This is a genomic window from Streptomyces sp. NPDC054047 (assembly GCF_055585065.1).
The window spans coordinates 750,449-774,818 of record NZ_JBVJKV010000003.1; the positions used below are offsets into that span (position 1 = coordinate 750,449).

The 24,370-nt window shown below is 66.9% G+C and carries 16 protein-coding genes and 6 pseudogenes; 13 read left to right on the forward strand and 9 right to left on the reverse strand.

Features of this window, described 5'->3' with window-relative positions; translation table 11 throughout:
• Positions 1 to 16: 16 nt before the first annotated feature.
• Together ACZ6ZP_RS14975 and ACZ6ZP_RS14980 are read left to right on the forward strand one after the other, a co-directional pair.
• Positions 17 to 1,591, forward strand: a complete 1,575-nt coding sequence (locus tag ACZ6ZP_RS14975; RefSeq protein ID WP_469406994.1) for a hypothetical protein — start codon at positions 17 to 19, stop codon at positions 1,589 to 1,591.
• Between the two features lie 184 nt (positions 1,592 to 1,775).
• Positions 1,776 to 1,949 carry a hypothetical protein gene (locus ACZ6ZP_RS14980; RefSeq protein ID WP_469406995.1) on the forward strand — a complete coding sequence of 58 codons (174 nt, stop codon included), beginning with the start codon at positions 1,776 to 1,778 and terminating at the stop codon, positions 1,947 to 1,949.
• Positions 1,950 to 2,007: 58 nt separating this feature from the next.
• On the opposite strand, the gene ACZ6ZP_RS14985 is transcribed toward ACZ6ZP_RS14980, so the two are convergent.
• Positions 2,008 to 2,544 carry a LysR family transcriptional regulator substrate-binding protein gene (locus ACZ6ZP_RS14985; protein WP_469406996.1) on the reverse strand — a complete coding sequence of 179 codons (537 nt, stop codon included), beginning with the start codon at positions 2,542 to 2,544 and terminating at the stop codon, positions 2,008 to 2,010.
• A gap of 101 nt (positions 2,545 to 2,645) precedes the next feature.
• On the opposite strand from ACZ6ZP_RS14985, the gene ACZ6ZP_RS14990 reads away from it, so the two are divergent.
• Positions 2,646 to 2,858, forward strand: coding sequence for a hypothetical protein (locus tag ACZ6ZP_RS14990; protein WP_366464347.1), 213 nt, complete (start codon positions 2,646 to 2,648; stop codon positions 2,856 to 2,858).
• 547 nt (positions 2,859 to 3,405) lie between these two features.
• Here the strand turns inward: ACZ6ZP_RS14990 and ACZ6ZP_RS14995 are convergent.
• Positions 3,406 to 4,075: pseudogene (locus tag ACZ6ZP_RS14995) on the reverse strand (transposase).
• Between the two features lie 111 nt (positions 4,076 to 4,186).
• Positions 4,187 to 5,818 carry a M4 family metallopeptidase gene (locus tag ACZ6ZP_RS15000; RefSeq protein ID WP_383817114.1) on the reverse strand — a complete coding sequence of 544 codons (1,632 nt, stop codon included), beginning with the start codon at positions 5,816 to 5,818 and terminating at the stop codon, positions 4,187 to 4,189.
• Between the two features lie 704 nt (positions 5,819 to 6,522).
• Between ACZ6ZP_RS15000 and ACZ6ZP_RS15005 the strand changes: the two genes are divergently transcribed.
• From ACZ6ZP_RS15005 to ACZ6ZP_RS15015, 3 genes are all read left to right on the forward strand, one after another.
• Positions 6,523 to 7,368 carry a phosphatidylinositol-specific phospholipase C domain-containing protein gene (locus ACZ6ZP_RS15005; RefSeq protein ID WP_469406999.1) on the forward strand — a complete coding sequence of 282 codons (846 nt, stop codon included), beginning with the start codon at positions 6,523 to 6,525 and terminating at the stop codon, positions 7,366 to 7,368.
• Positions 7,369 to 8,030: 662 nt separating this feature from the next.
• A complete protein-coding gene (locus ACZ6ZP_RS15010) occupies positions 8,031 to 8,444 on the forward strand; it encodes a DUF4232 domain-containing protein (protein WP_469407000.1) in 414 nt (137 codons plus the stop codon).
• 449 nt (positions 8,445 to 8,893) lie between these two features.
• Positions 8,894 to 9,745: an AraC family transcriptional regulator gene (locus ACZ6ZP_RS15015; protein ID WP_351156457.1), complete on the forward strand. Its 852-nt coding sequence runs from the start codon at positions 8,894 to 8,896 to the stop codon at positions 9,743 to 9,745.
• Here ACZ6ZP_RS15015 and ACZ6ZP_RS15020 read toward each other — a convergent pair.
• On the reverse strand, positions 9,678 to 10,619 hold the full coding sequence (locus tag ACZ6ZP_RS15020; protein ID WP_469407265.1) for a helix-hairpin-helix domain-containing protein: 942 nt from the start codon (positions 10,617 to 10,619) through the stop codon (positions 9,678 to 9,680). The two genes, ACZ6ZP_RS15015 and ACZ6ZP_RS15020, sit on opposite strands and share 68 nt — an antisense overlap.
• Here ACZ6ZP_RS15020 and istB point away from each other — a divergent pair.
• The 5 genes and pseudogenes from istB to ACZ6ZP_RS15045 form a co-directional block, all read left to right on the forward strand.
• Positions 10,558 to 11,266, forward strand: a pseudogene (gene istB, locus ACZ6ZP_RS15025) (IS21-like element helper ATPase IstB); the annotation flags it as partial. The gene ACZ6ZP_RS15020 and the pseudogene istB overlap by 62 nt on opposite strands.
• 455 nt (positions 11,267 to 11,721) lie before the next feature.
• On the forward strand, positions 11,722 to 11,880 hold the full coding sequence (locus tag ACZ6ZP_RS15030; protein WP_469407001.1) for a hypothetical protein: 159 nt from the start codon (positions 11,722 to 11,724) through the stop codon (positions 11,878 to 11,880).
• Between the two features lie 33 nt (positions 11,881 to 11,913).
• Positions 11,914 to 12,006 (forward strand): annotated as a pseudogene (locus ACZ6ZP_RS15035) (aminotransferase class I/II-fold pyridoxal phosphate-dependent enzyme); the annotation flags it as partial.
• A 45-nt stretch (positions 12,007 to 12,051) separates the two neighbouring features.
• A complete protein-coding gene (locus tag ACZ6ZP_RS15040; protein ID WP_469407266.1) occupies positions 12,052 to 12,735 on the forward strand; it encodes a condensation domain-containing protein in 684 nt (227 codons plus the stop codon).
• Between the two features lie 30 nt (positions 12,736 to 12,765).
• On the forward strand, positions 12,766 to 13,998 hold the full coding sequence (locus tag ACZ6ZP_RS15045) for a cytochrome P450 (protein ID WP_469407002.1): 1,233 nt from the start codon (positions 12,766 to 12,768) through the stop codon (positions 13,996 to 13,998).
• Positions 13,999 to 14,004: 6 nt separating this feature from the next.
• Here ACZ6ZP_RS15045 and ACZ6ZP_RS15050 read toward each other — a convergent pair.
• From ACZ6ZP_RS15050 to ACZ6ZP_RS15070, 5 genes and pseudogenes are all read right to left on the reverse strand, one after another.
• A pseudogene (locus tag ACZ6ZP_RS15050) lies at positions 14,005 to 14,635 on the reverse strand (GNAT family N-acetyltransferase); the annotation flags it as partial.
• Positions 14,636 to 15,221: 586 nt separating this feature from the next.
• A complete protein-coding gene (locus ACZ6ZP_RS15055) occupies positions 15,222 to 18,611 on the reverse strand; it encodes a thioester reductase domain-containing protein (RefSeq protein WP_469407004.1) in 3,390 nt (1,129 codons plus the stop codon).
• Positions 18,608 to 18,844, reverse strand: a pseudogene (locus tag ACZ6ZP_RS15060) (hypothetical protein); the annotation flags it as partial. The gene ACZ6ZP_RS15055 and the pseudogene ACZ6ZP_RS15060, both read right to left, overlap by 4 nt.
• A gap of 116 nt (positions 18,845 to 18,960) precedes the next feature.
• Positions 18,961 to 19,278, reverse strand: coding sequence for a hypothetical protein (locus tag ACZ6ZP_RS15065; RefSeq protein ID WP_469407006.1), 318 nt, complete (start codon positions 19,276 to 19,278; stop codon positions 18,961 to 18,963).
• A 30-nt stretch (positions 19,279 to 19,308) separates the two neighbouring features.
• On the reverse strand, positions 19,309 to 21,213 hold the full coding sequence (locus ACZ6ZP_RS15070) for a non-ribosomal peptide synthetase (RefSeq protein ID WP_469407007.1): 1,905 nt from the start codon (positions 21,211 to 21,213) through the stop codon (positions 19,309 to 19,311).
• A 515-nt stretch (positions 21,214 to 21,728) separates the two neighbouring features.
• Here ACZ6ZP_RS15070 and ACZ6ZP_RS15075 point away from each other — a divergent pair.
• The gene (locus ACZ6ZP_RS15075; protein WP_469407008.1) at positions 21,729 to 22,940 is read left to right on the forward strand and encodes a cytochrome P450; all 1,212 of its coding nucleotides are present in this window, start codon (positions 21,729 to 21,731) and stop codon (positions 22,938 to 22,940) included.
• 393 nt (positions 22,941 to 23,333) lie between these two features.
• A pseudogene (locus tag ACZ6ZP_RS15080) lies at positions 23,334 to 23,965 on the forward strand (transposase); the annotation flags it as partial.
• Positions 23,966 to 24,370: the final 405 nt, after the last annotated feature.

Consider the following 24,370-nt stretch of genomic DNA (forward strand, 5'->3'; position numbering starts at 1 on the left):
GCGATACGCTCCTGCGATGCGTCTGATACCCGACGATCCGTTCCCCGAGATCGGCCACCCTTTCACGACCGATGTGAGCGCGGACGGCCGGTGGATCGCCGTCAGTTGTCACGCGAGCGGCCGGGCCGGCCTTGGCCGGATCGCCGTCTACCGGACGAGCGATCTCGCCCTGTGGGACGAGATCGTGCTGGAGCAGGGCATCGAAGGGCTCGTCTTCCATCCCACCTTGCCCGTACTTGCCGTGGGCACGGAGGACGGTGACGAGTTCGAGCTCCGGGGCGGGCTGCACCTGTACGAGCCGGAGACCCGGCGCCGTACCGCCGTGGCTGTTGCCGGGGCCGGTGTCAGCGCCCTGTGCTGGCGGGACGCGCGCCGCCTGGAGGTGACGTTCGCCCGGCCGGTCGTCGACTACGAAGACCTGGGCCGAGTGACGTACACGCGCTCCGTCGCCGAGCGCGACGACTGGCACGCCGTCGCCGCTGACGTGCTCGCGGCTCTGGTCTCCTGGCCGCAGGTGCCGGTGGAGGTCGACTGGAGCCGCATCAAGGGACCGGACATCGACCAACCCCAGCGGTACCTCGCCGCCCTCGCCGCCGAGAGGGGCCGCGCCTGGAACCGGCGGCCCGGGGCGGCCGTCGTGGAGGTCCTGCGGGACGGCCGGATACTGGCCGCGGCGCAGAGCGGGGTCCTGCTGGAGTGCTGGTCGCCGGAGGGCACCCTGCAGTGGACCGTGCCGGTGCCCGACACGCAGCGGCAGCGCAACGGCTGTCGGCTGTACGTCACCCCGGACGAGGAGAGCGTCTGGATCACGCTCCTGGAGGGCGACAGCAGCGACCGGCGCACCCTGCTGTGCCGGTTCGCCCTCGCCGACGGCGCCCGGCTCGCCGAACTCCGCCTCGACTTCCCGGTCGCCATCGCCGCGCGCACGGATGGCGCCTGGGTGGCCAGGGACTCCCGGGAGCTGTTCCCCGGTCCGCGCTGGCCGCCGAACGAGAGCGTCGTGCTCACGCCTTCCGGGCGACAGCTGGCCACCCTGGCGTTGGGGGAGAGCGACAGTTCCTTCGACTTTCCGGTGCGACGCTCGCCCCACCTGCTCTTCCTCTACGGCGTCGGTGGCGGGGACATAAGGCCGGAGGTGCTGGAGAAGTGGGTCGTGCGGGCAGGCCCAGACGGGATCAAGCGGCTGTTCCCGTTCTCCTGGAACGACTCCCTCGGCCCTCACCTGCGCGGCGGTCCCGCCGTCTACGTCGACGACGAGGCCGGGCCTGGACTCGTCCACACCTGCACGGCACGCGACGGCACCCACCTCGTACGCCGCGCCTACCCGGGCGGTGCCGTGGCCTGGGCGCACCGCTTCGACGCGCGGGTCACCGGGGTCGACGTCCACGGCGGCCTCGTCCACGCCGCCGTGACCCGAGCGGGCTCCTGCGAGCTGCTCACGCTGCGAGCAGCGGACGGCACGGTCGTACGACGAAGGACGCTCACCCTCGGCGGGCACGTCTACACCCCGATGAGCCTGAGCGCCGGTCCGGACGGAGACCTGGTGATCGGCACGGTGGAGGGACGGCTGATCAGGACGCGGGCGGACTAGCGCACGCTCCCCGCACTCAACCGCGGTGGCGGCTGGGCATGCGTAACGCCTTCTGCGCAGGCGGCTGTCACGGCGGTCTTTGCTCGCCGTCCGGGCCGCGGTGTATTCGGCCAGCAGCAACTCATGGTGCCCCACCGCGCGTTGCTTCGAAGCCGGAGCACTGGCCACCGGGTGCGAACTGACCGTGAGCTCCGGCGGACCCGACTACGCCGACCCGCGCCCCGATCCCGCGATGCTGGCTCTGCACCGGGCCAACACCGAAGCCCTCGGCCGCAACCTTCTGGACCTGCCCGGCGACGCTGCCGCCGGAGCCGCTCGCACGCCGTACCCATTCCCCACCACCCCTAATGCGCGGTAGGCACTCCCTGCTGGGAACCGAGCCCCGCTCAGGGGGCTGTGTGGTCGCGTATGCCTGCCTAGAACACGCGGTCGCGCCGGATGTGGTGCGGGATGAGGTCGAGAAAGGCGTGCAGCGCCCGCGTCGGCGGATGCGTTGCCGAGGCGACCACGCTGAGCGTCCAGGACAGCGGCGCGTCCGCGAGGGGGACGGGACGCACGGCGTCCCCGGCCGCCTCTGCGAAGTCCGGGGGCAGCAGCGCCACTCCCAGCCCGTGCGCCACGTACTCGGCGATCGTGGTGATGTCCGACACCTCGCTCAGGACACGTCGGGACAGCTCCGCCTTGGTGAACGCGTCGTCCACGATCTGGCGTTGCCCGAATCCCATGGGCATGTCGACGAAGGGTTCCCCGGCAACGTCCTTCAGGCGCACGCTCTTTCGAAGTGCCAGTGGGTGACCGGCGGGAACCAGCAACTGGAGGGGGTACCTCTTGACGGGCCTCACTCTGAGGTGGTCGTCCTTGATGTCGACTCCCACGAAGGCCACGTCGACGTGGCCTTCCTTGATCTTCTCGATCAGACCGGAGGTTCCCCGCTGGGAGGTCTCGGTACGCAACCTGACCTCCGGATGGCGCCGGTGGAAGTCGCCTGCTGCGCGGGCACGTCGACCACGGTCAGCCCGCCGAGCACGCCCACGGTGAGGCTGCCACGCAGATCATGATCCGCCTCGACCACGCCAACACGCTGCCCGCCACGAACGCCGCCGCCACGATCGTCGCGGGCGGCCACGCCGGCAACGTCGACCTGGTGGTGGCCGGTGACGTCCTCAAGGAGAACGGTGTGCTGAAAGCCGGGGACTCCGTCTTCGACGAGGCAACGGCCTCCCGTGACCGGCTGTTCCACGCCGCGGGCCTGCCGCTGGCCGTCTGAGCCGACCGCCCGACCACACGCACGAACACGAACACGAACACGAACGCCGACCGCCTGACGGATGCACGTCACGGCTCTGCTCACGGTCCGTCACCCGCGGCGAGCAGTCGTCTCCGTCCCGAGGGCTGACCGCCAGTTGCCGGACACGCTCCGCTGCCTGGTCGCCTGGAGCGCTACGGCGTCTCCAGGCGACCCGGCGCGAGTTTCAGAAGAACCCATGCCTCTTCGGGCTGTAGGAAACAAGAAGGTTCTTCGTCTGCTGGTGGTACATGCCCAACAGAGGCTCTGACCTGCCGGAAAGTGTGGAATCGTCTGCTACCGAGCCAAGTTGGCCCGGGCCTGGTCCGGATCTTGGAGTGCAGTCTGTGGTGTCGAGGCGCCCGTCATGCTGTACGACCTGGTGCAAGGGACGATTAGGGCGTCTGAGGCTATTCCCGCAGATCATCCGACACCATCCACGGCGAGCTCGCCGCACCGGGCCGAACGCTCAACTCGCATGTCGGCAAAGGCCGGCAGGGTGGATTTACCTCATTGTGTTAGCCGTTCGCTAACAAAGCCGTTGGTCGTGACCGTGAGTGATCAGACAGTCCGCGAGGCCGAGGAGGGCCTCATGGTTGTCGTCGCGCCGTTCCCAGCGGATGCGCAGGCGGCGAAAGCCGTGCAGCAGCCAGGCGATGGTGCGCTCGACGGCGTACCGGAATATGCCCAGGCCGCTGCTGTGTGGCTCGCCGCATTTCGCGATCACCGGGCGGATCCCGCGCTGCCGGAGCAGGTGCTGGTACATGTCGTGGTCGTAGCCGCGGTCGGCCAGCAGCGCGTCAGGGCGCCGGCGCGGTCTGCGGACTCGGCCCGCGACGGCCGAGATCTTGTCGAGCAGGGGCATGAGTTGGGTGACATCGCTGCGGTTGTCGCCGGTCAGCGTGACCGCGAGCGGGATGCCTTGCCTTGGCCGTCGGCCCGCGACCAGTCGAGCTTGCTCTTCGAGCGCAGCTTATCCAGCAGGACGACGTGGAGTTGGTCCCAGACGTCGGCTTCGTTCCAGGCGGCCAGACGCCGCCAGCAGGTCATGCCCGAGCCGAAGCCCAATTCCTGGGGCAGGTACTCCCACTGGATACCGGTGTGTGGCACGAACAAGATGCCGCACAGAACCTGCCGGTCGGGCGCCCTAGGTCAGCCCTGGGCAAGCCCTGGGCCAGCTTCGGTCCCGATTCGGGCATCAACGGCTCGATGAGCGACCACTGGTCATGCCATCTCGGCGAGCTGTCCCCTGACGACGTGGAGGGGCGGCATCCGTTCCGGACGCCGCCCCTTGCGTGACTGACCGGGGGTTACTTGACGTTGACGCCGGTCCAGGCGGCGGCCACGCGCTTGTACTCGGTGGAGTTCGCGCCGTACAGGTCCTTCGCGGCGCGCAGCGTTCCCTTACGGGCCGCCTTGTAGTTGGTGGTCGACGTGAAGTACGTCGTCAGGGCCTTGTACCAGATCTTCTCGGCCTTGCCGCGTCCGATGCCAAGGACCTTGGAGCCGTCGGCGGTCGGCGAGTTGTACTTGACGCCGTTGATCCGCTTCTTGCCGCTGCCCTCGGACAGCAGGTAGAAGAAGTGGTTGGCGATGCCCGAGGAGTAGTGGACGTCGACGTTCCCGGCGTTGGCGCTCCACTTGTCCAGGGAGCCGCCGTCCTTGCTCGGCTTGTCCATGTAACGCAGCGGGGTGCCGTCGCCGTTGATGTCGATCTTCTCGCCGATGAGGTAGTCACCGACGTCCTTGGGGTTCTTGGCCTTGAACTCCACGGCGGCGGCGAAGATGTCCGAGGTGGCCTCGTTGAGGCCACCGGACTCGCCGTTGTACTCCATGTTGCCGGTCGCCGAGGTGACGCCGTGCGTCATCTCGTGGGCCGCGACGTCGATCGACGTGAGAGGCTTCTTGTTGCCCTCGCCGTCGCCGTACGTCATGCAGAAGCAGCTGTCGTCCCAGAAGGCGTTCACGTAGCCGTTGCCGAAGTGGACCCGCGACGACGCGCCCTTGCCGTCGCCGTTGATGCCTTTGCGGCCGTGGACCGACTTGTAGTAGTCCCAGGTGAGCTGGGCGCCGTAGGCGGCGTCGACACCGGCGGTCTGCGCGCTCGAGGGTTTGCCGTTGCCCCAGACGTCGTTGGCGTCCTTGAACAGCTTGCCGGCGCCGCTCTCCGCGTGCTTCAGGTCGAAGGTGCGGTGGCCGCCGCGGGCCTTGTCGGTCAGCTCGTAGCCGCTCGTGCCCTTCTTGGAGCCGACCGTGACCTTGCCGCTGTACTGGCTGTTGCCGGTGCCGTTCTCGATGGCCTGGTACTGGTACAGCTTCTTGCCGGTCGCGGCGTCCGTGATGACGTGGAGCCTGCTGGGCGTGCCGTCCTTCTGCATGCCGGTGACGACGGTCTCGTACGCGAGGACGGGCTTGCCGGAGGCGGCCCAGACCACCTTGCGCGGTGACTGCGCGTCGGCCTGCGCGGTCTTCGCCTTCGCGGCGGTCGACTCGGCGGACTTGGCGACGGAGGACTTGGCCAGCTTCGCGTCCGTGGAGGCGACCTTGACGGTCGCTTCGGTCGCCTTGGTGACGCCCTTCAACTCGCCGCTCTTCGCGGTGTGCACGACGAGGTCGCCGCCAAGGACGGGCAGACCGTCAAAGGTGCGCTCGTAGCGGGTGTGGGTGGTGCCGTCGGCGTCCTTGACGACGTCGCGGACGACGAGCTTCTCCTTGGCACCGAGACCGATCCGCTCGGCGGTCACCGATCTGTCGGCGCTCGCGTCCTGGAGGAGGTCCGCGCGGGCCGACGCCGAGAGGGCGACGGGGGAGCCGGACGGCTCGGTGTCCTTGGCAGGCTCGGCGGAGGCGCCGGTGGTCAGTCCGGCGGTGAGCAGCGCTCCGGCGGCGACGGCGGTGCCGATCGTGAGCGTCGAACGCTTACGGGATATATGAGAGGTCACGCAGGCTCCATCTGTGGGGGCCCGGGAGGCATGGAGGGCCGCCCGGAGCAGAAAAAGACGCGATGCGGGCGTGCAGCGTGTGGCTGTACATGCAGCGTGTTGCGGGGAAGCGTGCCATTCGAGCCAGGTACATGTCAGCATTTCGGCTGGATGTTGGCCGGATATCGTCCGTTGGGCGATGGTCGACATACGTAATGCGAACAAGCCGTGCACGCGGGCGGCAGCGACAACGCGCTTGCCGCGCCTTGGAGTTGTTGACCCGGGGCGGCGGCGTGGCTCGGTGAGGGCGGAGGCTCTGTGTGCGATGGGTTCACGGGAAGGTGACCTTCGAGCCGTTGGTGCAGCCCGTGTCCTGCACGGCCCCGTCCTGGACCTTCAGCTTCCCGGCACCGTTGGCGACCTCCGAGCAGGCGTGGCCTGGCTTGCTTCGTCGGAGCCCTTCTTACTCTGGCGGGGTGCGAGCGGCGTCGGCCATCTGCCAGTAAGCACATCGGCAATGTGCTCGTGAAGCTGGGGCTGCCGCCGAGCGGCAGCGGACATCGGCGGGTGCTGGTCGTGCCGGCCTGTCTGAACGCGGTGAACGGGGTAGCGGGGCGTCAGTTCGGTGTGGGTCGTGTGCTCGAAACGTGAGCGAAACGTGAGCGAAACGTGAGCGGCGGATCTCACGCTGAGCCGCGTAACGCCCCGCTCTGGACAGGAGTCCCATGCCCGGCCCCACTCCTCGCGCCGCCCGCGCCGGATCGCGCATACGGTCCCGCCCGCTGGCACATCTGATGACGGTCTGTGTCGCGCTCGGCGCGGCGCTGCTGACCCCGACCGCTGCTGGGGCGGCCGGGTCGACCAATGATGAGGCCTACCACAACCTCGGCGCACCGGACCGGAACGAGTGGATGTGGGGCGTCGCGAGCAACACCATGCTGTCGGACGTGCCCATCCCGGGGACTCACGACACGCTGTCCGTCCACGGTGGTAACTACGTGGAGACGCAGGAGAACTACGACGACAGCGGGCAGACGCTGAGGGCGCAGTTCGACCGCGGGATCCGTGCCATCGACATCCGGGTTCGCTCCATCGGTGGCAAGTTCACGGTTCACCATGCGTCGTACTACCAGAAGGCCAACTTCGACGAAGTCCTCAAGAAGACGCGGGGCTTCCTCAAAGCCAACCCGCACGAGACGATCGTCATGCGACTGAGGGCCGAGTGCCTTTACAAGGACGAAAAGGGCAGCCCGGCCGACGGTAAGAACGAGCCGGACAACGTGACCCAGGAACAGATCCGGTCGACCTTCGACACCTTACGTGAAGGAGTACCCCGGCCTCTTCCATGCCGATTCGGTGAAGGGGGACGGCAAGGCGGGCATTCCCAGGCTGGGGCACGTCCGCGGCAAGCTGGTCCCGGCCAGCTTCGACAATGCGGAAGCCGGCGGATAGGGCATCAAGGATCTCAACTCCAACACGGAAGACACCTGGAACGCGGCGGAGCCCAACGCGAAGTGGGGCTCCGTCAAAAAGAACGTCAACAAGGCGATGTACAGCCCTTCGTCCCATGACCTGTTACTGATGGATACGTCCGCATCCACCGTCCCCCTGGGCTGCGCCCCGTACGAGTACGCCGACGGCCGAGTACGCCGGCAGTCGCTCCTCCGTGCGAGCTACGCGGAAGTGTCCACCGTGCGGTGACGATTTGAAGCCGGCGGAGGAGGTGGCCGGGCGGGGGCCGGGGCCGTGCTCGGCGTGGGGACGCTGATCGGCTTGGCGGTGTTCGGGCTTGTCATCCTGCAACCGGCCACCAACGGGAAGTACGAGAGCAACGGCCGGGGCTCGATGGCCGGAGCGGTAGGGCTAGTCGGTTTCATGGCCGCCGCGGTGGCAGAGGCGACCAGGACTTCTGCGTTCACGTTGTGGCGTCCTCAGGCAGTAGGGGAGCGGCAGTTCTCGCGTTCGGTACCGAAGTGAGGCGGATCCACCCGCTTGTCTGCGCCCTACGGCCACGGTTCATGTCCTTCGTCTCGTGGTCATCCTCGGATCGGTGGGCGTCCCAACGTCCCGGCGTCCCGTTCCACGCCCACGACGTCTGTGCTGGTCAGGGAATGTTTCGGCGTTCCGGCGTCCCGTAGTGGTCGTCATCTGTGGCGGGCGGGACGATCACCGAAACAAGCTGCGGTCATCTCAGAAACCCGCTGGACGAACCACTTCCGCACCCTTCAGCACCATGGAGATCCAGATGCGTTGGCGCCTTGTCGCCCGTTCCGCCCGCCTCGCCCTCGCCGCGGTCGCCGCGCTGGCCCTCACCGGCGCCGCGACGGCCGTTGCCACGGCCGACAGCCGCGGCACCGCCGCACCGGCCTGCGTAACCGACGACCTGACCTTCACGGTCACCGAGGAGACGCAGGCGGGCGGCTACCTCTTCCTCACCGCCAAGGCCAAGCCCGGTATCTCCTGCACCCTGGAGGGCGTCTTCCCCTCCGCGTCCTTCGGCTCCTCCCCCGACACTGCCGTGTCGCCCGCCGAGCACGCTCTCAGCGAGAGCATCTCCCTCGACCTCTCCAACACCGTCCTCGTCGACCAGCCCATCGCCACCAACTGGCACGCCGACCCCGCCGACGCCGTCCCCTTCTCCCGCTGACGCACTTCTCCGGCTGACCAGCCTTAACAGCTGACCTTTCACCTCACGCACGCACCAACTCCCGGTCCTTGTCGGAGCCCTTCGGCCCGCCCTTGCCGTCTTAGGACGAAGGGCGATCATCGTTCGGTGTGGGGATTTCGATTTTGAGTCGGTCGATGGGTCCGAGACGGCCGTTCCGGCGGATGCGTTGGAGTATGTCGCGGGGAAGGACGGTGCCGCGTTCGTATTTGACGGCGAGTAACTCTTCGAGGTTCGGTTCGGTGTTTATGTCGTCGGCGAAGGTGATGGCGGGTGAGGAACGTCCGCACCGGCTGGCGGTGCGGGGTGAGAACTAACGTGTCGCCGACCGTTGCGTGACACAGAGGGTAATTTTTTCAGCCCGGTTCAGAGTGTGACGAACCTGGCGCCTGTCACTCCTCGTTCCTTCGACCCACGCAAGGGAAAATTACGTGACCATTACGTGGCGAGATCAATCCAGTCAGAAACTCGTTGTGGAAGAGCAAGCCGCTGGACACGACAGCGGCACCTTGACATACCAATTGTCGGATCAGTGGTTCGGCATCGTCACGCCAATACGAGGTGTGTGTCAAATTGAACGTCGGGACAATCACGGTTGGCGAGGTACCACGCTCACGCCTGGAGAGGTCTGCCGGGTCGCACCCAACAACCTGATCCGGCTCAGCAGGACACCGCCTAGATATCTCCCATTCGAAGTCGTCTATATCCAGCTTTCCGTAGAATTCCTTCAGCGGGCACTGGACACACACGCCGCCGCCCCTGTCCATGATGTTTCGGAATTGCAGACGCTGCGCGCCTTCGATCCACATGTCGCATCCATGGCGCAAACTCTGCTTCACGCCCGAAAGACAGGTGCAGGAGAGCGCTATGCCTTGAGTGCAGCCCACTACCTGGCCGAACACTTGCTCCATCCTTTCCATCCCGCATCACCGGGCACGGGAGGTCTCAGCCCGGAACAACTGCTCACTTTGCGGGCCTACATGGAGATGCACCTGTCCGAGAACATCACACTCGACCAGTTAGCCAGAGAAGTACGTCTCAGCCGGTACCACTTCCTGCGCCGATTCTCTGCCACCACGGGAAAGACGCCCATGCGGTACTTGACCGGGTTACGCATCGACGCTGCCCGCCATTTGCTCACGGCGGGCAGCGACCCCATATCCCAGGTCGGCAGGCTCTGTGGTTTCCCGAATCCGGAGAACTTCGCGCGGGTGTTCAGGAAGCACATGGGCTGCTCGCCCTCGGAGTACCGGCAGCGAGGGCAGTGTCCGCCCTCTCCTTGAGCGCCGACACGTGACGACGGACCATGGCCCCAGCGAACACGGTGGTGGAGAAGGTGGCAGACAGGTGCAGGACGAGGCCCCCGGGCAGAGAGGCGGGCGGTGGAGGCGTTGATGTAGTGCGTGTGCTGCCAGGGGTGGGTGGACTTTGATCCGCCCCGCCCTGGACACCAGCGGCGCGGATGGTCTTGAGGAGGTGGCCGCTCACGCTCTTCAGCGATATGCCCCGCCGAAACGACCACGGCAGGCGGCTCGGAATCCGTCCAGCGTTCCTGCTCGGCTCGGCCTCGATGACCGGACCGGTGTTGACCTGGAGCAGCTTTGACGCTCGGCGATCAGACACTCCCGCGGGGAGGTAGCAGTTGCCCTGGTCGGTGGGCTGGGACAGCGCATACCGCTGGCCCACTTTGACGGGCTCCGGGCTGTCGTGCGGGATGCGGGATGCCGGATGCCGACGGAAATGGGCGATCTTGGCGGTGGTGAGGAAGCCGATGCCCCAGACGTCGACGGCCGGCCGGCAGGGCTGGTTCCTCACCATCGAGATTGAGCCATCGCTGTACTTCTTGCAGATGCACGGCGATCGACGTGGAGATCTCCTCAGTCTGCAGGAAGAGCAAGACCGCCCGCCGAGTTCGAACGGGCCATCCAGGAAGCGCGAGCCCGGACCGATGAGGAAGGCCGGGCCGCAAACCAACGTCTTTACACAACCAGGGAGTTGACACGGCCCATGGATCGGGCCGCAGCATCGATACTTCCCCCCTTCACTGCCAACTCCGCCACGAAGAAAGCCCGTTGAGTGAGCTGATGGCACCCGCATCCGCACCACCGCCGCCAAGCTCGGCCTGCCGCACCTGGCCGAAGCCCTGAACCAGTACATCCAGCGGGCGGACGAGGCCAAGACGGGCTACCTCGACCTGTTTCGACCTGGTGCCGGCCGAGGAACTTGCTCTCCGCGACGACCGCCGCTTCCGCAACGGCCTGCGGCTGTCGAAGCTGCCGCACCACAAGATGCTGGAGGACTACGACTTCGCCTTCCAGCCCGACCTCGACCCACGCAAGGTCAAAGACCTGGCCCCCCTCTCCTTCGTCGAGGACAAAGCCAACGTCGCTCTGCTCGGGCCACCCGGGGTTGGCAAGACGTACATCGCCGCCCTGGCAGTCGAGTCCTGCCGGGCCGGCTACTCGAGCTACTCCACCAGCCTCGACGACATGGTCCGCCGCCTCAAAGCCGCCGAGGACCAGGGCCCACTGATCAGCAAGCTCACCAGCTACCTCCGGCCCAGCGTCCTCGTGGTCGACGAGGTGGGCTACCAGCCGCTGGAGCGGGCCGGGGCGAACCTGGTCTTCCAGGTCATCTCCAAGCGTTACGAGAGGGGCTCGATCATCCTGACCTCGAACAAGACCTTCGGTGAACGGGGCCAAGTATTCGGCGAAGAGGTCCTGGCCACCGCGATCCTCGACCGCCTCCTGCACCACTGCGAAGTCGTCTCGATCAACGGCAACAGCCACCGGCTCAAGAACCGTCGCCGGCCCACGTGCGCGGTGGCCGTGCCGTCGACTCCTCTGCGGCACCGCCGGGAGAGTCGGCGTACTGAGAGCAATAACGATGCGGCAATGAGCAACGTAGGCCAACTGTTCGTACTGGGGGCGCCATACATTCCCACGTTGAAGGCGTCGGACAGCGTTCGGAGAATGATGACGTTCCCTGGGGCATTACTCAAAGACTGGATGCGCGACCATTATCACGATCCGGTCATCGGCATCGGGTCGAGCGGGGTCCTCGATTATTCACTCGCGCGGGTGCGGCAACTTGTCGGCATCGAGCCGGGCGAGCTCCACGAAATCGTCTTCCGGTGACAGCCCGTGCCTGGGGCGCGACGACCTGCGCGAGGCCAATTGCCCAACGATTGGGGCGACGGGGACGCACAACGGGTGATGACCACGCACGGCGGCAGCGAGGCGCTCTACGTCGCGCCATCGTGGTCAACTTCACGCAGAATCTGACCGGCACCACACTCGACCTCGACGGTTTCCACCGACTGATCGAGATCGCTGCCGACGCCAATGCCGGTCTTCTATGGGACGCGGCCTTCACGGACCTGGTCCATGAGGACGCGCCGTTGCCAGACCCGGGCTGAGCTACTACCGGGTCCGTCCCCGTCGGATCCTGCTCGAAGGCTTTCGGCCTGCCCGGCATGAGATTCGGATGGTGCATGGCCGACCCGGAGCTTCTGCGGGCGATGACCAGTGACAGCAGGGCGTAGACGGCTCACGAGGCGTCCGCGCGCCCTTTCACCCTGAGCCGCTAACTGCTCTTCCGTGCCTGGCTGTTCGCGCTCGGGCCGCAGGACCACGTACTCCTCCTCTCGATGCACCACATGGTCAGCGACGGCTGGTCGCGCGAGCTGCTCGCCCGCGACCTCTCCCGCGCCTGCGCGGCGCGACGGCGCGGTGTCACACCGGATCCGCCGAGGCTTCCCCTGAGTTACGCGGACTACGTGCTGTGGCAACAGCAGTTGCTGGGCAGCGAGAAGGACCCGGACAGTCTTCTGGTGTCACGACAATGGGAGTACTGGCGCACCGCGCTCGGCGGCATGCCCGAGGAGCTGCGGCTGCCGGTGGACCGGCCGCGTCGGCCGGTGTCCGACGGGGTCTGCGGCGCAATCACGGTCAGCGTGGACGAAGGGGTTGCACACGGCGCTGACCGAGGTGGCCCGGTCCGAGGGCGCGAAAACGCTGTTCAAGGTCCACAGCCTTCTTCAGGCCCCCACCAGGACGACGCACCCGCCCCCTCCGGTCTCCCCATGCCAGAACAACGAGTCCCACAGTTGGAAGCCACGACTTGTTTCCCGGCAAGTCCTCAACTGCCAAACCCCACCGAAGAATCGAGGCTGAATTCGAAGACCCAGAATGGGCTGTTGTCTGTTGTCGATCGTTGCCCGATATTCGATCAATATTGCTGCGCCATCTGCCGTCGTCGATTCGGCTGTTAAGGTTACGGAGCGCGATGCCGAGAAAACTCCGTGACAGCGAAGGTGATTTCCTTGGTGAATATGCGAGCAGGGTTCGACTATGACAGCCATGACCCGGCGATAGCGGTGGATCCGTTTCCGACCTATGCGAAACTCCGCGAATCCTGCCCGGTGCAGTGGAGCCGCGCCTGGGACGGCTATTGGGTCGCGACCGGTCACCGCGAGGTCTCCTCGGCGGCCCGCGATGCCCGGACCTTCCAAACCGCGCAGGATAGGGCGGACGGTACGGTGCAGGGCGTGACCATTCCCTCGCTCGGGCAGAGCAACCGGATGATACCGCTGGAACTCGACTCGCCGGAGTGCCTGAAGTACCGCAAGCTGATCTCCGTTTTCTATTCCCCGAAGCGGGTCGCCGCGCGCGTCGGCGAGGTCCGGCAGTTGGCGGCGGCTTGTATCGACGAGGTGATCGAGCGCGGCGAGTGTGACATCGTTCTGGCGATGACCGAGAAGCTGCCCAGCATTCTGACCATGCGGGACATCGGACTGCCGGAGGAGCGGTGGTTCGACATCGACTCCCTGCTCTACCGGGCGCTTTTCGCGGCTCCGCACGATCCGTCGACAGCCCGCGAATGCGCGCAACTGATCTGCCTGGAGCTGGTGGAAGCACTCGACGCGCAACGGGACGGCGACAAGCGGGGGTTGCTCGGGCACCTGGCGACCCGTGAGGTGGACGGAGCACCGGTACCGGACGATGACATCGTCTCGATGATGTATTTGCTGCTGCTCGGCATCCATCCGACGTCAAGCCTGACCGCGATCGCGCTCCGTACCCTCGCCCAGCAACCCGAGCTGCGGTCCCGGCTGATGTCCGACCGCTCGATGATCCGCACCGCCGTGGACGAGTTCCTGCGGTGGGTCTCGCCCGTTCAAAGCACGGGCCGGATCGCCGCCGAGGACGTCGAACTCGGTGGGACGCGCATCACCCGGGGCGAGCAGGTGCTGCTCGGGTGGGCCGCGGCGAACCGCGACGATTCCGTCTTCCCGCACTCGGACCGGATCGACCTGGACCGCGATGCCGGCCGCCACCTCGCTTTCGGTGCCGGCCAGCACTATTGCGTGGGCGCGGCCATGGTGCGAGAGATGTTCACGGCGATGCTGGAGGAGGTGTTCGACCGGATACCGGACTACACCGTCGCCGATGACGCGGCGATCGAATGGTTTCCGGATCTCACCCCGGTATACGGGATCAAGGCTCTGCCGATACGGTTCACGCCCGGCCGATAAGAGGTTCGCTTCGGTCAGCGCGGCGGTTACTGCGGCGGCGATGCCGCGGCCACGGTAGGCGGGGCGGGTGCCGACGCCGGACAGCTCTGCGGTGCCCTCGGCCGACGGGGAGCCTGACGCCCGGCCGACGATGCCGCCCTGCGGGTCGCGGACGAAGCACTGCTCCGCCGCTCTGCTGGGTGCGGCGCAGTCGGGCCGCACCCTGTGCGGAGGGTGTGAAGACGCCACCGAACGCCTCGGCAAGCGCGGCATCGAGCTCGGTGAACTGTTTCTCGGCGGTCGGGCTCTCCACACGCAGGGAGTCGGCGGACTGGGGGAGTATCAGCGTGTGGAGTGTGCAGACGAGGTATGCGTGCACCGCCTCGGTGTCGAAGCCTGCCGCCTGCAGGGGCCGGTGCCACGGCGGGGGCGGCCTGCGGTGCGAACTCCAACCGGGGCAGCAGACCCCGCTCCCGGAAGATCCCGATCAGCGCAGCGATGTCCCGCTCCATCGGCTCGGCGCCGGGTAGCGGGGTCGCGTAGCTCAGATAGGGGTTGTCGGCATCGGGGGTGAAGCCCGCGACGAAGCCGCCGGTCTCGACGAAACGGGACGGTGGCGGAGGTTGGTGACGGCAAAGCTCTGGACCTGGGTGTCCATGGTGGTGTTGACCTCACGAAGTCTCTGAAGGAGCCCTGGTGAACTCGGGAAGTTCGGGGCGCGGGAGAGTGGCGATGCGTCAGGCACCGCGTCGTGGGGCCGTCGTAGAGGACAGCGTGGCAGGCTGAGGCTGCTGCAGATCCAGTCCGGCCGGCGCGGGCCGCACATGTTGCGTGCCTTGGCGTAGACGGACAGCCGCACGCAACATCGGTTCCTGGGGCATCCGGTGTCCGAGCGGGAGCCCGAGGTCGACCCATTCCTGGAGCTTGTGCGTCTGCGGAACGAGCCCCTCAGCCCGGTCCGTTCGACGAGTGCGGCGATGGTGGCGGCTTCGTGCCCGACCTCGATGAACAGGCGCGCCATGGCTTCCAGTATGGCCTCACGCGTACGGGCGCGCGCACGCTCCTGACGCGCCACTCGGCCGCCCCCCCGTCTCTCTCGCCCTGCCTGCACATCGAACCGTCCACCATGGGCCCACCGAAGGTTCGGTACGGCACCATGCCCTTCCTGCCGTCCCGGGAGCTCTACTGCGGGACGTGGAGCCGGGGACGGGGGATGATCCCGGCTCCGCGTCCCAGGCGGCACGTCAGTGGTTGACGTGGCCGCCGTGCATGGGGCGCCCCGCTGCCATCAGGTACTTCAGGTCCCGGGCGTACTTGGTGACGAGGTCGCGCGTGAGGCTCGGGATGTCGCCGTGCCCTGTGATGGCGCCGGCCTGGACGGCGGCGCGGAACCGGTCGGAGGGGATGACGGATCCGGCTACCGGGTCCTCGGGCTCCTTGAAGCCGTGCCGGATGGGCAGCGCCGCGTACTGCCGCTGTGCCTCGGGCAGGGCGCGCATCGCCGCCTCGAATCGCAGGTACCACTCGGCGTAGTCGTCCACCCGTTCCATGGCGTGGCCGTCCTGCGCGAGCCAGTCGATGATGGCGTCGAGGGAGACGCCGTCGTCGTTGGGGTTCACGAGGCTGAACGTCCGGTATCCGGACGGGGCTTCAGAGGTGCCGCGACCCCCCAGCGCCAACACGGCGGCGGCGGTGAAGTCGACCGGCAGGCCGTCGTAGTGCGCGCGTTCGCCGTCCGCACGGTAGAAGCTGCGCGGCGCGATCCCGGTGGCGAGCACGCTGAACAGGAGGCGGCTGAACACGTCGGTGACGTTGAGCTGTCCGCCGTACCGGCTGTGCGCGAGGATCATGCTGGACCGGAAGGTCGTGACCGGCAGTCCGCACAGGTCGTGCGCCTCCCGCAGCAGTACTTCGCCGGCCCATTTACTGGTCGCGTACCCGTTGGCGTAGCCACCGTCAACGTTCAGGCCCGGTATGGCGACGCGGACGTCAGTGTCCTCGTCGAGGGCCGGCCGGCAGGAGTCGGCGACCCCGACGCTGGAGATGTAGGTGATCGGCTTCGTCCGGCGGGTGAGGGCCAGCCGCACGAGTTCGGCGGTGCCGACGACGTTGGCGTCGAAGAGGTGCGGGTACGGCAGGAGGTGGTTCACCACCGCACCGGCGTGGACGATCAGGTCGACCTCGTCGGCCAGCCGGTCCCAGGCCGCCTCGTCCAGGCCGAGCCGCGGTTCCGCCATGTCACCCGCCACGACCTCGAGATGCACCGCGGCCAGTTCCTCGTACGTCCGCACCAGCTCCGGGTCGCCGCTGTCGAAGGCCGCGTCCAGCCGCTGCCGGGCCGCGGCGGCGTCCTTGCCGCGCACCAGGGCGATCAGCCGGCCGCCGACCGGCGCCAGGGTGCGCAGCCATTCCAGGGCGAGGAAGCGGCCGAGATAGCCGTTCGCGCCGGTCAGCAGCACGGTGCGCGGCTCCCGCTCGGCGCGGGGCAGCGCGGGGGCGTCGGCGAGGAGGTGTGCATCGAGGAATTTGTCGAGGGTGAGGTCCTTCGCGTGGACCTCGGTCACGCCCTCGCCGTGCACCGAGGCGAAGGTGGGCCGCCGCACGGCCGTAGCTCGGTGAGCAGGGTGCCCGGGGCTCTCGCCGCCTTCCTTGATTTCCACGATGTGGATCGTCATTTCCTTTAGCGTGACCGGTTCCAGGAACAGCTGGATCGGTACGTCGATGTCCAGCTCGTCGCGGAGCCGTCCGGCCAGATGCACAGACGTCAGCGAGTCGCCGCCCGCCTCGATGTACGTCTTCTCCAGACCGGCGGGCCCGTCGAGATCCAGCGCCTCGATCACCAACTCGGCGACCCTGGCCTCCAGTTCGCCCCCCAGCGCAGGCGCCGCGCTCTCGGCCGGCGCTTGAGCGGCCGGGCCGCGCAGCGTCAGCGCGCCGTAGCTCTCGCCCGCGAACGGGTACGACGGGAGCCGTACCCGGCGCACCTCGCCGTCGAGCGCCGGCCAGGTCACCTCCTCGCCGCGCAGCCACGCCTCCCCCGAGGGGTGCCGCACAGGATCCGGGTGGCCCTCGGCCAGTGCCATGAGCTTGTCCGACGCCTCCTGCACGCCGGCGGCGACCACGTAGGCACGCACGGGCATCCCGACCCGGCCGGTGCGCAGGGTGTGCGCGACATCGGCGAGGGCGGGGGTGTCGGCCTCGCGTAGACGTGCCGCCAACCGTGTTGCCACGAGGCCGAGTTGATGCTCGGTGCGGGCCGACAGCGGCAGGACCGTCGGGCGGGCGTCGGCCTTCGCGCGCGGCTCGCGTGCCGGTGCCTCCTGCGCCACCACGTGCACGTTCGTGCCGCCCATGCCGACCGACGTCACGCCGGCCAGCCGGGGCAGGTCCGGCCTGCGCGGCCAGTGACGGGTCTCGGTCACCAGCCGCAGCGGCGAGTCCCGCAGGGCGGCCATCGGGCTCGTGACGTTCACCGTCGGGGCCAGGGTGGCGTGCTCCAGCATCAGGACCGTCTTGATCAGCGCCGCCACACCGGCCGCCGCGTCGGCGTGCCCGATGTTCGACTTCACCGAACCGAGCGCGATGCCGACGCCGCCGTCGAGGCCGGCCCGGGCGGTGAACGCCCCGCTCGCCGCCGCCAGTTCGATCCGGTCGCCCAGCTCGGTCCCGGTCCCGTGCGCCTCCACGTACTGCGCCGCCGACGGCTCCAGCCCCGCCGCCGTCCACGCCTCGGTGATCGCGGCCGTCTGCCGGTCCACGCCCGGAGCGGTGAAGCCGACCTTGCCGGCCCCGTCGTTGGTGACGGCCGTGCCCCGGATCACCGCGCGCACCGGGTCGCCGTCGGCGAGCGCGTCCTCCAGCCGCCGCAGCACCAGCACGCCCACCCCGCTGCCCGGCACCGTGCCGGCCGCTTTCTCGTCGAAGGGGCGGCAGCGGCCGTCGGGGGAGGAGGTCCCGCCCTGGTAGTAGACGTAGCCCTCCTTGCGCGGGGCGCCGATGGAGACGCCGCCCGCGAGCGCGGTGTCGCACTCGCCGAGCAGCAGGGCCTGGACGGCAACATGGACCGCCGTCAGCGAGGACGAGCAGGCCGTCTGGACCATCATGCTCGGCCCGTCCAGGCCCAGCCGGTAGGAGATCCAGGGCGCCAGGAACTCGCGGTCGGTGAGGAGACGCACCTGGATCGCGCCGATCGACGCGGCGAGCGCCGGGTCCGTCTCGGCGGCCAGCGCGTGCTCCGTCGAGCTGCCGCCCATGTAGACGCCGGTGCGGGAGGGTGCGTTCAGCGGGGCGTACCCGGCGTCCTCCAGCGCCGACCAGGCGGTCTCCAGGAGCACCCGGTGTTGCGGGTCCAGGGCGGCCGCCTCGGTGCGGTTGAAGCCGAAGAGCTCGGCCTCGAAGCGGTCCGCGTCAGCCAGATGCCCCTGCACCGGGACGAACGCGGGATTGCGCAGCTCGGCCGGGTCCGTCCCGTCGGCGAGCAGTTCCTTCTCGGTGAACTCGGACAGCGAGCAGACGCCGTCGCGAAGGTTGGCCCAGTAGGCGTCGAGGTCGGGGGCGCCGGGGAAGCGTCCGCTCATCCCCACGACGGCCACCGCTTGCTCAAGGTCGTGCTGTGTGGCTTCCTCGGTCGTCATCGCGTCGTGCCTTTCCTGGAACGGAGCTTGTGCAGGGCGGCCCGGCGGTCGCTGCCGCGCCGGGCCGCCTCCTGCTCGGCGGTCTGGTCGAGATGGGCAGTCATGGCGGCCACCGTCGGGTGCCGAAACAGGTCGGTCAGGGTGATGAGGTCCTGGTACTCCGGGTGTTTCTGGAGCGCCGCGAGGACGGCCGGCAGCCGTATCGAATGGCCACCCGGTTCGGAGAAGTTGTCGTGGACGCCGACCGGTCAAGGGTCAGCAGCTGCTGCCACACCCGGGCCACGCGCCGCTCGGCCGTGCTGTCCGCCTCGTACCCCACTACGGATTTCCCCATGTCAGGGTTACGTCCCTATTTGCCTGCATGAGGCGAGTCCTTCCGGCTGGTTATCTTGACGTTGGGGGATTTCCGGATCAGAGAGTATGGAGGTTCTGAATGGTCGACGGTCCGCATGCTCGTATTCGGCGCCGGAGATTGTGGAAACGGGGCAGTGCAACTGCGGCTCCGTGTGTCCATCAACGGGTCGTTTCGGCGTCGTTCTCGGGGGCGGCGGGCGGCGGGCGGTGGATAGCTGGCTGCGTTGCGGTTGCCCGAAGCGAATAGATGCGCCACTCGGGTGCCGCGCGCCTGGAAGACTCGGGCAGTCTCCAGGGCTACCAAGGCGCCCATACTGTGATGGGACCTAGGTCAACTCCACCGTCACAGCCGCCCCCCTCCCTCCAAACGCTGGCGCCGTACTTGCCGCGCGCGAGCGCGCCTCGCCGATGCCGCTTGCCCGACCACAGCCGAACCATCGTCCGAGGGCACGCCGTTACGGATCAGCGTCGCCTGCGCCGCCACCGTGGTATGCGAGAACAGAGAAACAACCGAGAGTCGAACTCCCGTACGTCGCTCAAGGGCGTTCTGAAGCTCGAAGAGCTTGATCGAGTGGCCGCCCAGATCAAAGAAATTCACCTCGATCGGAATGTCTTTCCGATTCAGCACCTCGGCCCAGGCGGCGGACACCCGTCCAGTCGTGTTGTCCGTGGGGGCGGCGGCTACCTCCTCTGTCTGGGAGTCCGGACAGGTTTCTGCCAGAGCACCAAGGCGTTTCCGGTCGAGTTTTCCGTTGCCAGTCACAGGAAACCGATCGAGCACATGAATCCAGTTCGGAACCATGGCTTGCGGCAGCCTGCTGGCCACATGCTCGCGGATAGGTTCTGGAGAAATACCAGGAGGCGACAGGACGAACCCGACAAGCTGAGTCCGCTCCGCGTTCGTCACTACGGCGGCGTCGCTGACCCCTGGCGCAGTACGCAGATGAGCCTCGACTGCGCCGAGCTCGATCCGATGGCCACGGATCTTCACTTGTTGATCGCGGCGGCCGAGGAATTCCAACTCACCATCGTCTTTCCACAGGGCGAGGTCTCCCGTGCGGTACATCTTGGCGCCCTCGACGTCGGTGAAAGGGTCGCCGATGAAAGCCTGGGCAGTCGCTTCAGGGCGGCCGAAGTATCCTCGGGCCACCCCTGCGCCGCCGATGAACAACTCGCCGCTTACACCGCGTGGGACCGGCTCCAGTTCCTCATTCAGCAGGTACAGGCGAACACCAGGAACCGGCCCGCCGATGGATATCGGCCCAGGGGCCTCATAACGGCGGAAGCTAGCCCATACAGTGGCCTCGGTCGGGCCGTACTCATTGACCAGGGCGACCGTGCGGCCGAGTAAGGCGAAATGGCGTTCCACCAATGCCTCAGCCAGCGAATCGCCGGCCACGATCACCGTATCCAGCGCATCCAGCCGCGTGCCCTGCCGTGCCGCCGCGTCTAGCAGTGCGCTGTAGAGGAGCGGTACACAGAGCAGCCGGGTCACCTGCAAGCGTTCCACCAGGCGGGCCAGCCGCTCAGGATCGCGGATTTCATCAGATGCAGCTACGACTAGGCATCCCCCCGCGGTCAAGGTCCCCCACACCCCGGCGACCGAGGAATCGAAGGCCAAGGGGGACACAAGCAAGAAGACTGGAGCGCCGGGATACACCGCGCGGCGTGCCCAAGTGGAAGCGGACAGCTGACTGTGCTCGACCAGGACGCCTTTGGGCTCGCCAGTGCTGCCCGACGTGTAGATGACGTAAGCGGCGTCATTGGGTGTCACCGCGACTGCCGCCGCCGCGGTCTCTTCTCCTTCTCGGGCGTCCTCCGCTCGAATGACCGGGCATGTGAGCGTGGGCAGTCGGGCAGACGTGCCGTCTGCGACGATCACGGCAGACACGCCCGCGTCAGCGAACACGTCAGCGATCCGCTGATCAGGGTGGGCCGGGTCTGCCGGGACGTACGCGGCACCCGCGTACAGGATTCCGAGCACGGCGGCAATCATCGCGTTCGAAGGTTCAACGAGCACACCGATTCGCTCGCCTCTGCCCGCACCTGCCGCACGGACAGACGCTGCGATGCGCCTGGCCCAAGCGTCGAGCTCGCCATAGCTCAGCTCGGTGCCCCTGCTCCGAACGGCGGCCCTCAGTGGATCACTGCTGGCTATCCGGGCCACGACTGCATGGACTGGGCTGAGTTCCTCGTGTGGAGCGTTCGACACAAAGTTCTGTTCTGGCAAGGTCATCAAAATTCCCACGCTAATTCGTCGTCACGGAGATCGGTGTGTCCAAGCAGTTCAGTCCGCACCCCGGCTGGCGTGGCCTACGGATCAGGTACTACCGGTATCAACTCCCGAAAACACCGAATTCCTACGGACAGGAGTGGCGGGCGAACATGAGCAGTACACGCTCATCGGACGGTCACTGAACTCCGCTCAGACCGGAGAGGATTCACTCTGGCATCCGCTCACCCCAGCGTCAATGCCGTAAGAAGGGCCGGTGAGGGGGCACGCAATACGTGTCCAGAAGAGCGCAATAACTGTCAACCGTGCTTTGTTGACGACACTTGACGCCAGCTCGAGGACATCGCTAGCTTGTCTCGATATTCCATCACCGGTGCAGTGCTCAACTCCGACTCTTCATTCCTGAAACCCCTGGGTGGAACGGAGCTGACGGCGCCAATCGACCACAGTGCCTGTAGCTTCACAAGCAACAAGCAGGCTGCAGCCTCGGGTTATCGACTTTTTCGATGCGATGGACTGGAGGATCTTCCATGCGCACTCCCCATACGACGAATCTTTCTCACCTGCTCGATCCCGAACATGCGGCGGAGCCATACTCATTCTATGCCGAGTTACGCACAAAATCACCGGTGCAGTGGGACGAATGGATGCAGACCTGGGCGGTGTTCGGCCATCCGGAAATCCTCGATCTCTCGAAAGACGGGCGTCTTTCTGTAGCCAGAATATCGGATTTCTACGAGAACCTTCCCGAACAGGCCCGTGGCGATGTTTCACTGCTGGCTCGCACCTTGTCAGACATGATGCTGTTCAATGATCCGCCGCATCACACCCGGCTACGCCGACTGATCAGGCCGAGCCTTTCTCCCCGCCTCGCCCGGGAACTACGCTTTCATGTCCAGGAGTTGGCCGACGCACTGCTCGACAAGGTCCTGCCGAGCGGGCGCATGGACATCATTCACGACTTCTCGGAACCGCTCAGCCGTGGCGTCATCGCGAAACTGGCAGGCGTATCTGACGACGCCACCCACCTCATGGAGAACTGGCAGGGACTGTTGCATGAGTTCTTTACGCAGTCCGACTCCCAGAACGCTCGGATACAGGCACTGAGGGAATCCTTCGACCGCACTGCCGCCGCTCGTCGGAACAGCACGGCCGACGACTTCTTCAGTCGGATGATCAGTCCCCAACTCCGGGCAGCCGACTACACCGAGGACGAAGTCTTCGCCAACCTCCTGCTGCTCATCGACGCGGGGCAGGCGACTACCACACATCTGATCGGGAACGCGGTCCTTGCCCTGTTGAACAACGACGAGCAAACTCAGCGGCTGCGCAGAGATCCTGATCTGATTTCACCCGCCACGCACGAACTGATGAGATACGACAGTTCGGTCCAGTTCACCACTCGGAAGGCGCTCGCCGACATCGACATCGGTGAGCACCTCATCAAATCCGGCCAGTCGGTGACCCTGGTTCTTGGTTCAGGGAATCGTGACCCCCGCCGCTACACCGACCCTGACATATTGGATGTCTCCCGACCGGCCGCTGATCACCTATCGTTCGGGCACGGCATCCACTACTGCCTGGGCGCCTCACTCGCTCTCACCGAGATCGACGTCGCACTGCGGGCGCTGCTGCGTCGGACCACCAACTGGAAGTGTGAGGTGGCGCAGCCCGAGTGGCTCGAAAGCATCAACTTCCGCTTCCTTGCATCCCTTCCGATCACTTTTGAGGCAATCGCCTGAATGTGGCATTCTCCGCGGCCTCTCCGTCGTTCTTGCCGTGCATCCGGTGTTGCGCAGTCCGTTCGAGTCGTCGGCCGAGCCGGCCCTTAAGCAGGTGTTCCACCGTGAGGCGGTGTGCGAGTAGCGGACCGCCCGTTAGACCTCGGCCGGGCACCGTTGCTGCGAGTCCCTCCCGGATGGCGCTGCCTCGGCTCCGGGCAGCGCCATGTACGAGGACTCCGCCCACTGGTACGACGCCGTCGCCGACTTCGGGCTGTCCCGGCTGGCCACTGGATCGCTCTCCCTATACCGGTGGTTCGTCAAGTCCGGTGATGGTGTGGGTTGATGGCGGGTCAGGCTGGTCGTAGGCCGGTGCTAGCCGGTGCTAGGAGTGAACGGGCTTGGGGGCTGAGGATGACTGCTCGCCGTCCGTGTCCGCCTGGGCCGGGGCTATTGGAGGAGTACGCGGCCCGGATCGATGACCTCTTCTTCGGCCTGGCCCAGCGGCGGGGATGTCGCGTGCGTACCTGACGGGGCTGCCGGCGCCGTGGGAGCGGAACGAGGCGATCACCTGCCTGGCCGGGGCGGAGCCGGTCGCCGGTGCGGGGATGCCCGGGGGTGCAGCGGCTGCAGTTCTTCTTGTCCGAGTCGCCCGGGGAGGCCGAGCAGGTCAACGACCGGCGGCTTGAACTGCCGCGCAAGCAGCGGGCGATGGCACCGCACGACGGCGGGTCCATCGTGATCGACGAATCCGGGGACCGCAAGGACGGCACCGCAAGGACGGCACCGCAAGGACGGCACGGCCACCGCGCACGTGGGCCGGCAGCAGCCGAGCCGATACGGCAAGACGGACAACGGCATCGCCACGGTGACCACGGTGTTGAGCGACGGCCGCGTGTACTACCCGCTGCACGCACAGCCGTACACGCCCGCCCACCACCTCGCCCCAGCCGGCCCGACCCAGCCATCCCCACCAAGCCGCAACCGTCCGCCACCCTCGCGGCCGGGTCAAAGAGGCGGGATTCGCCGGCCGGGCCGTGGCGTCCAGCACTGGCCCGACATCGTCGAGGGTGCTCCGCCGGAACATCCCTCACACTCGAACCGCCCTGACCTGCGACACCATTTGAAGATCGGTGGTGTCTGGAGCGTGCCGCTCACCACGCTACGGAAGCCCTCTTCTTCCGCGATGTCGGCTATCGGCAGATGGGGCCCTGACTCGTCGACGCATGGGCAGCAACGCAGATCCCGCAGCGGGCAATATCTGTCAACTGCCCATATCGGGGAGGACATACATTGCTCCACAGAAGACCTCACACCCTCGATCTGGGAGTTTGAGGAATCACAGTCATTGGAGCAGATACGCGAGATCGGCATCTCTGCCGAAAAGAATCTACTTACCTCTTGTGATCCCTGTATGGGGTCGCGGTTCTCGGGTCGCGTGGACAAGGTTC

Bases quoted from the DNA above. Each gene is read 5' to 3' on its own strand.
- ACZ6ZP_RS15075 (WP_469407008.1), top strand. From the start codon at position 21,729: ATGCGCACTCCCCATACGACGAATCTTTCTCACCTGCTCGATCCCGAA.
- ACZ6ZP_RS15005 (WP_469406999.1), top strand. From the start codon at position 6,523: ATGCCCGGCCCCACTCCTCGCGCCGCCCGCGCCGGATCGCGCATACGG.
- ACZ6ZP_RS15055 (WP_469407004.1), bottom strand. From the start codon at position 18,611: ATGACGACCGAGGAAGCCACACAGCACGACCTTGAGCAAGCGGTGGCC.
- ACZ6ZP_RS15010 (WP_469407000.1), top strand. From the start codon at position 8,031: ATGGAGATCCAGATGCGTTGGCGCCTTGTCGCCCGTTCCGCCCGCCTC.
- ACZ6ZP_RS15020 (WP_469407265.1), bottom strand. From the start codon at position 10,619: ATGTACTGGTTCAGGGCTTCGGCCAGGTGCGGCAGGCCGAGCTTGGCG.
- ACZ6ZP_RS14990 (WP_366464347.1), top strand. From the start codon at position 2,646: ATGATCCGCCTCGACCACGCCAACACGCTGCCCGCCACGAACGCCGCC.
- ACZ6ZP_RS14975 (WP_469406994.1), top strand. From the start codon at position 17: ATGCGTCTGATACCCGACGATCCGTTCCCCGAGATCGGCCACCCTTTC.
- ACZ6ZP_RS15065 (WP_469407006.1), bottom strand. From the start codon at position 19,278: ATGGGCGCCTTGGTAGCCCTGGAGACTGCCCGAGTCTTCCAGGCGCGC.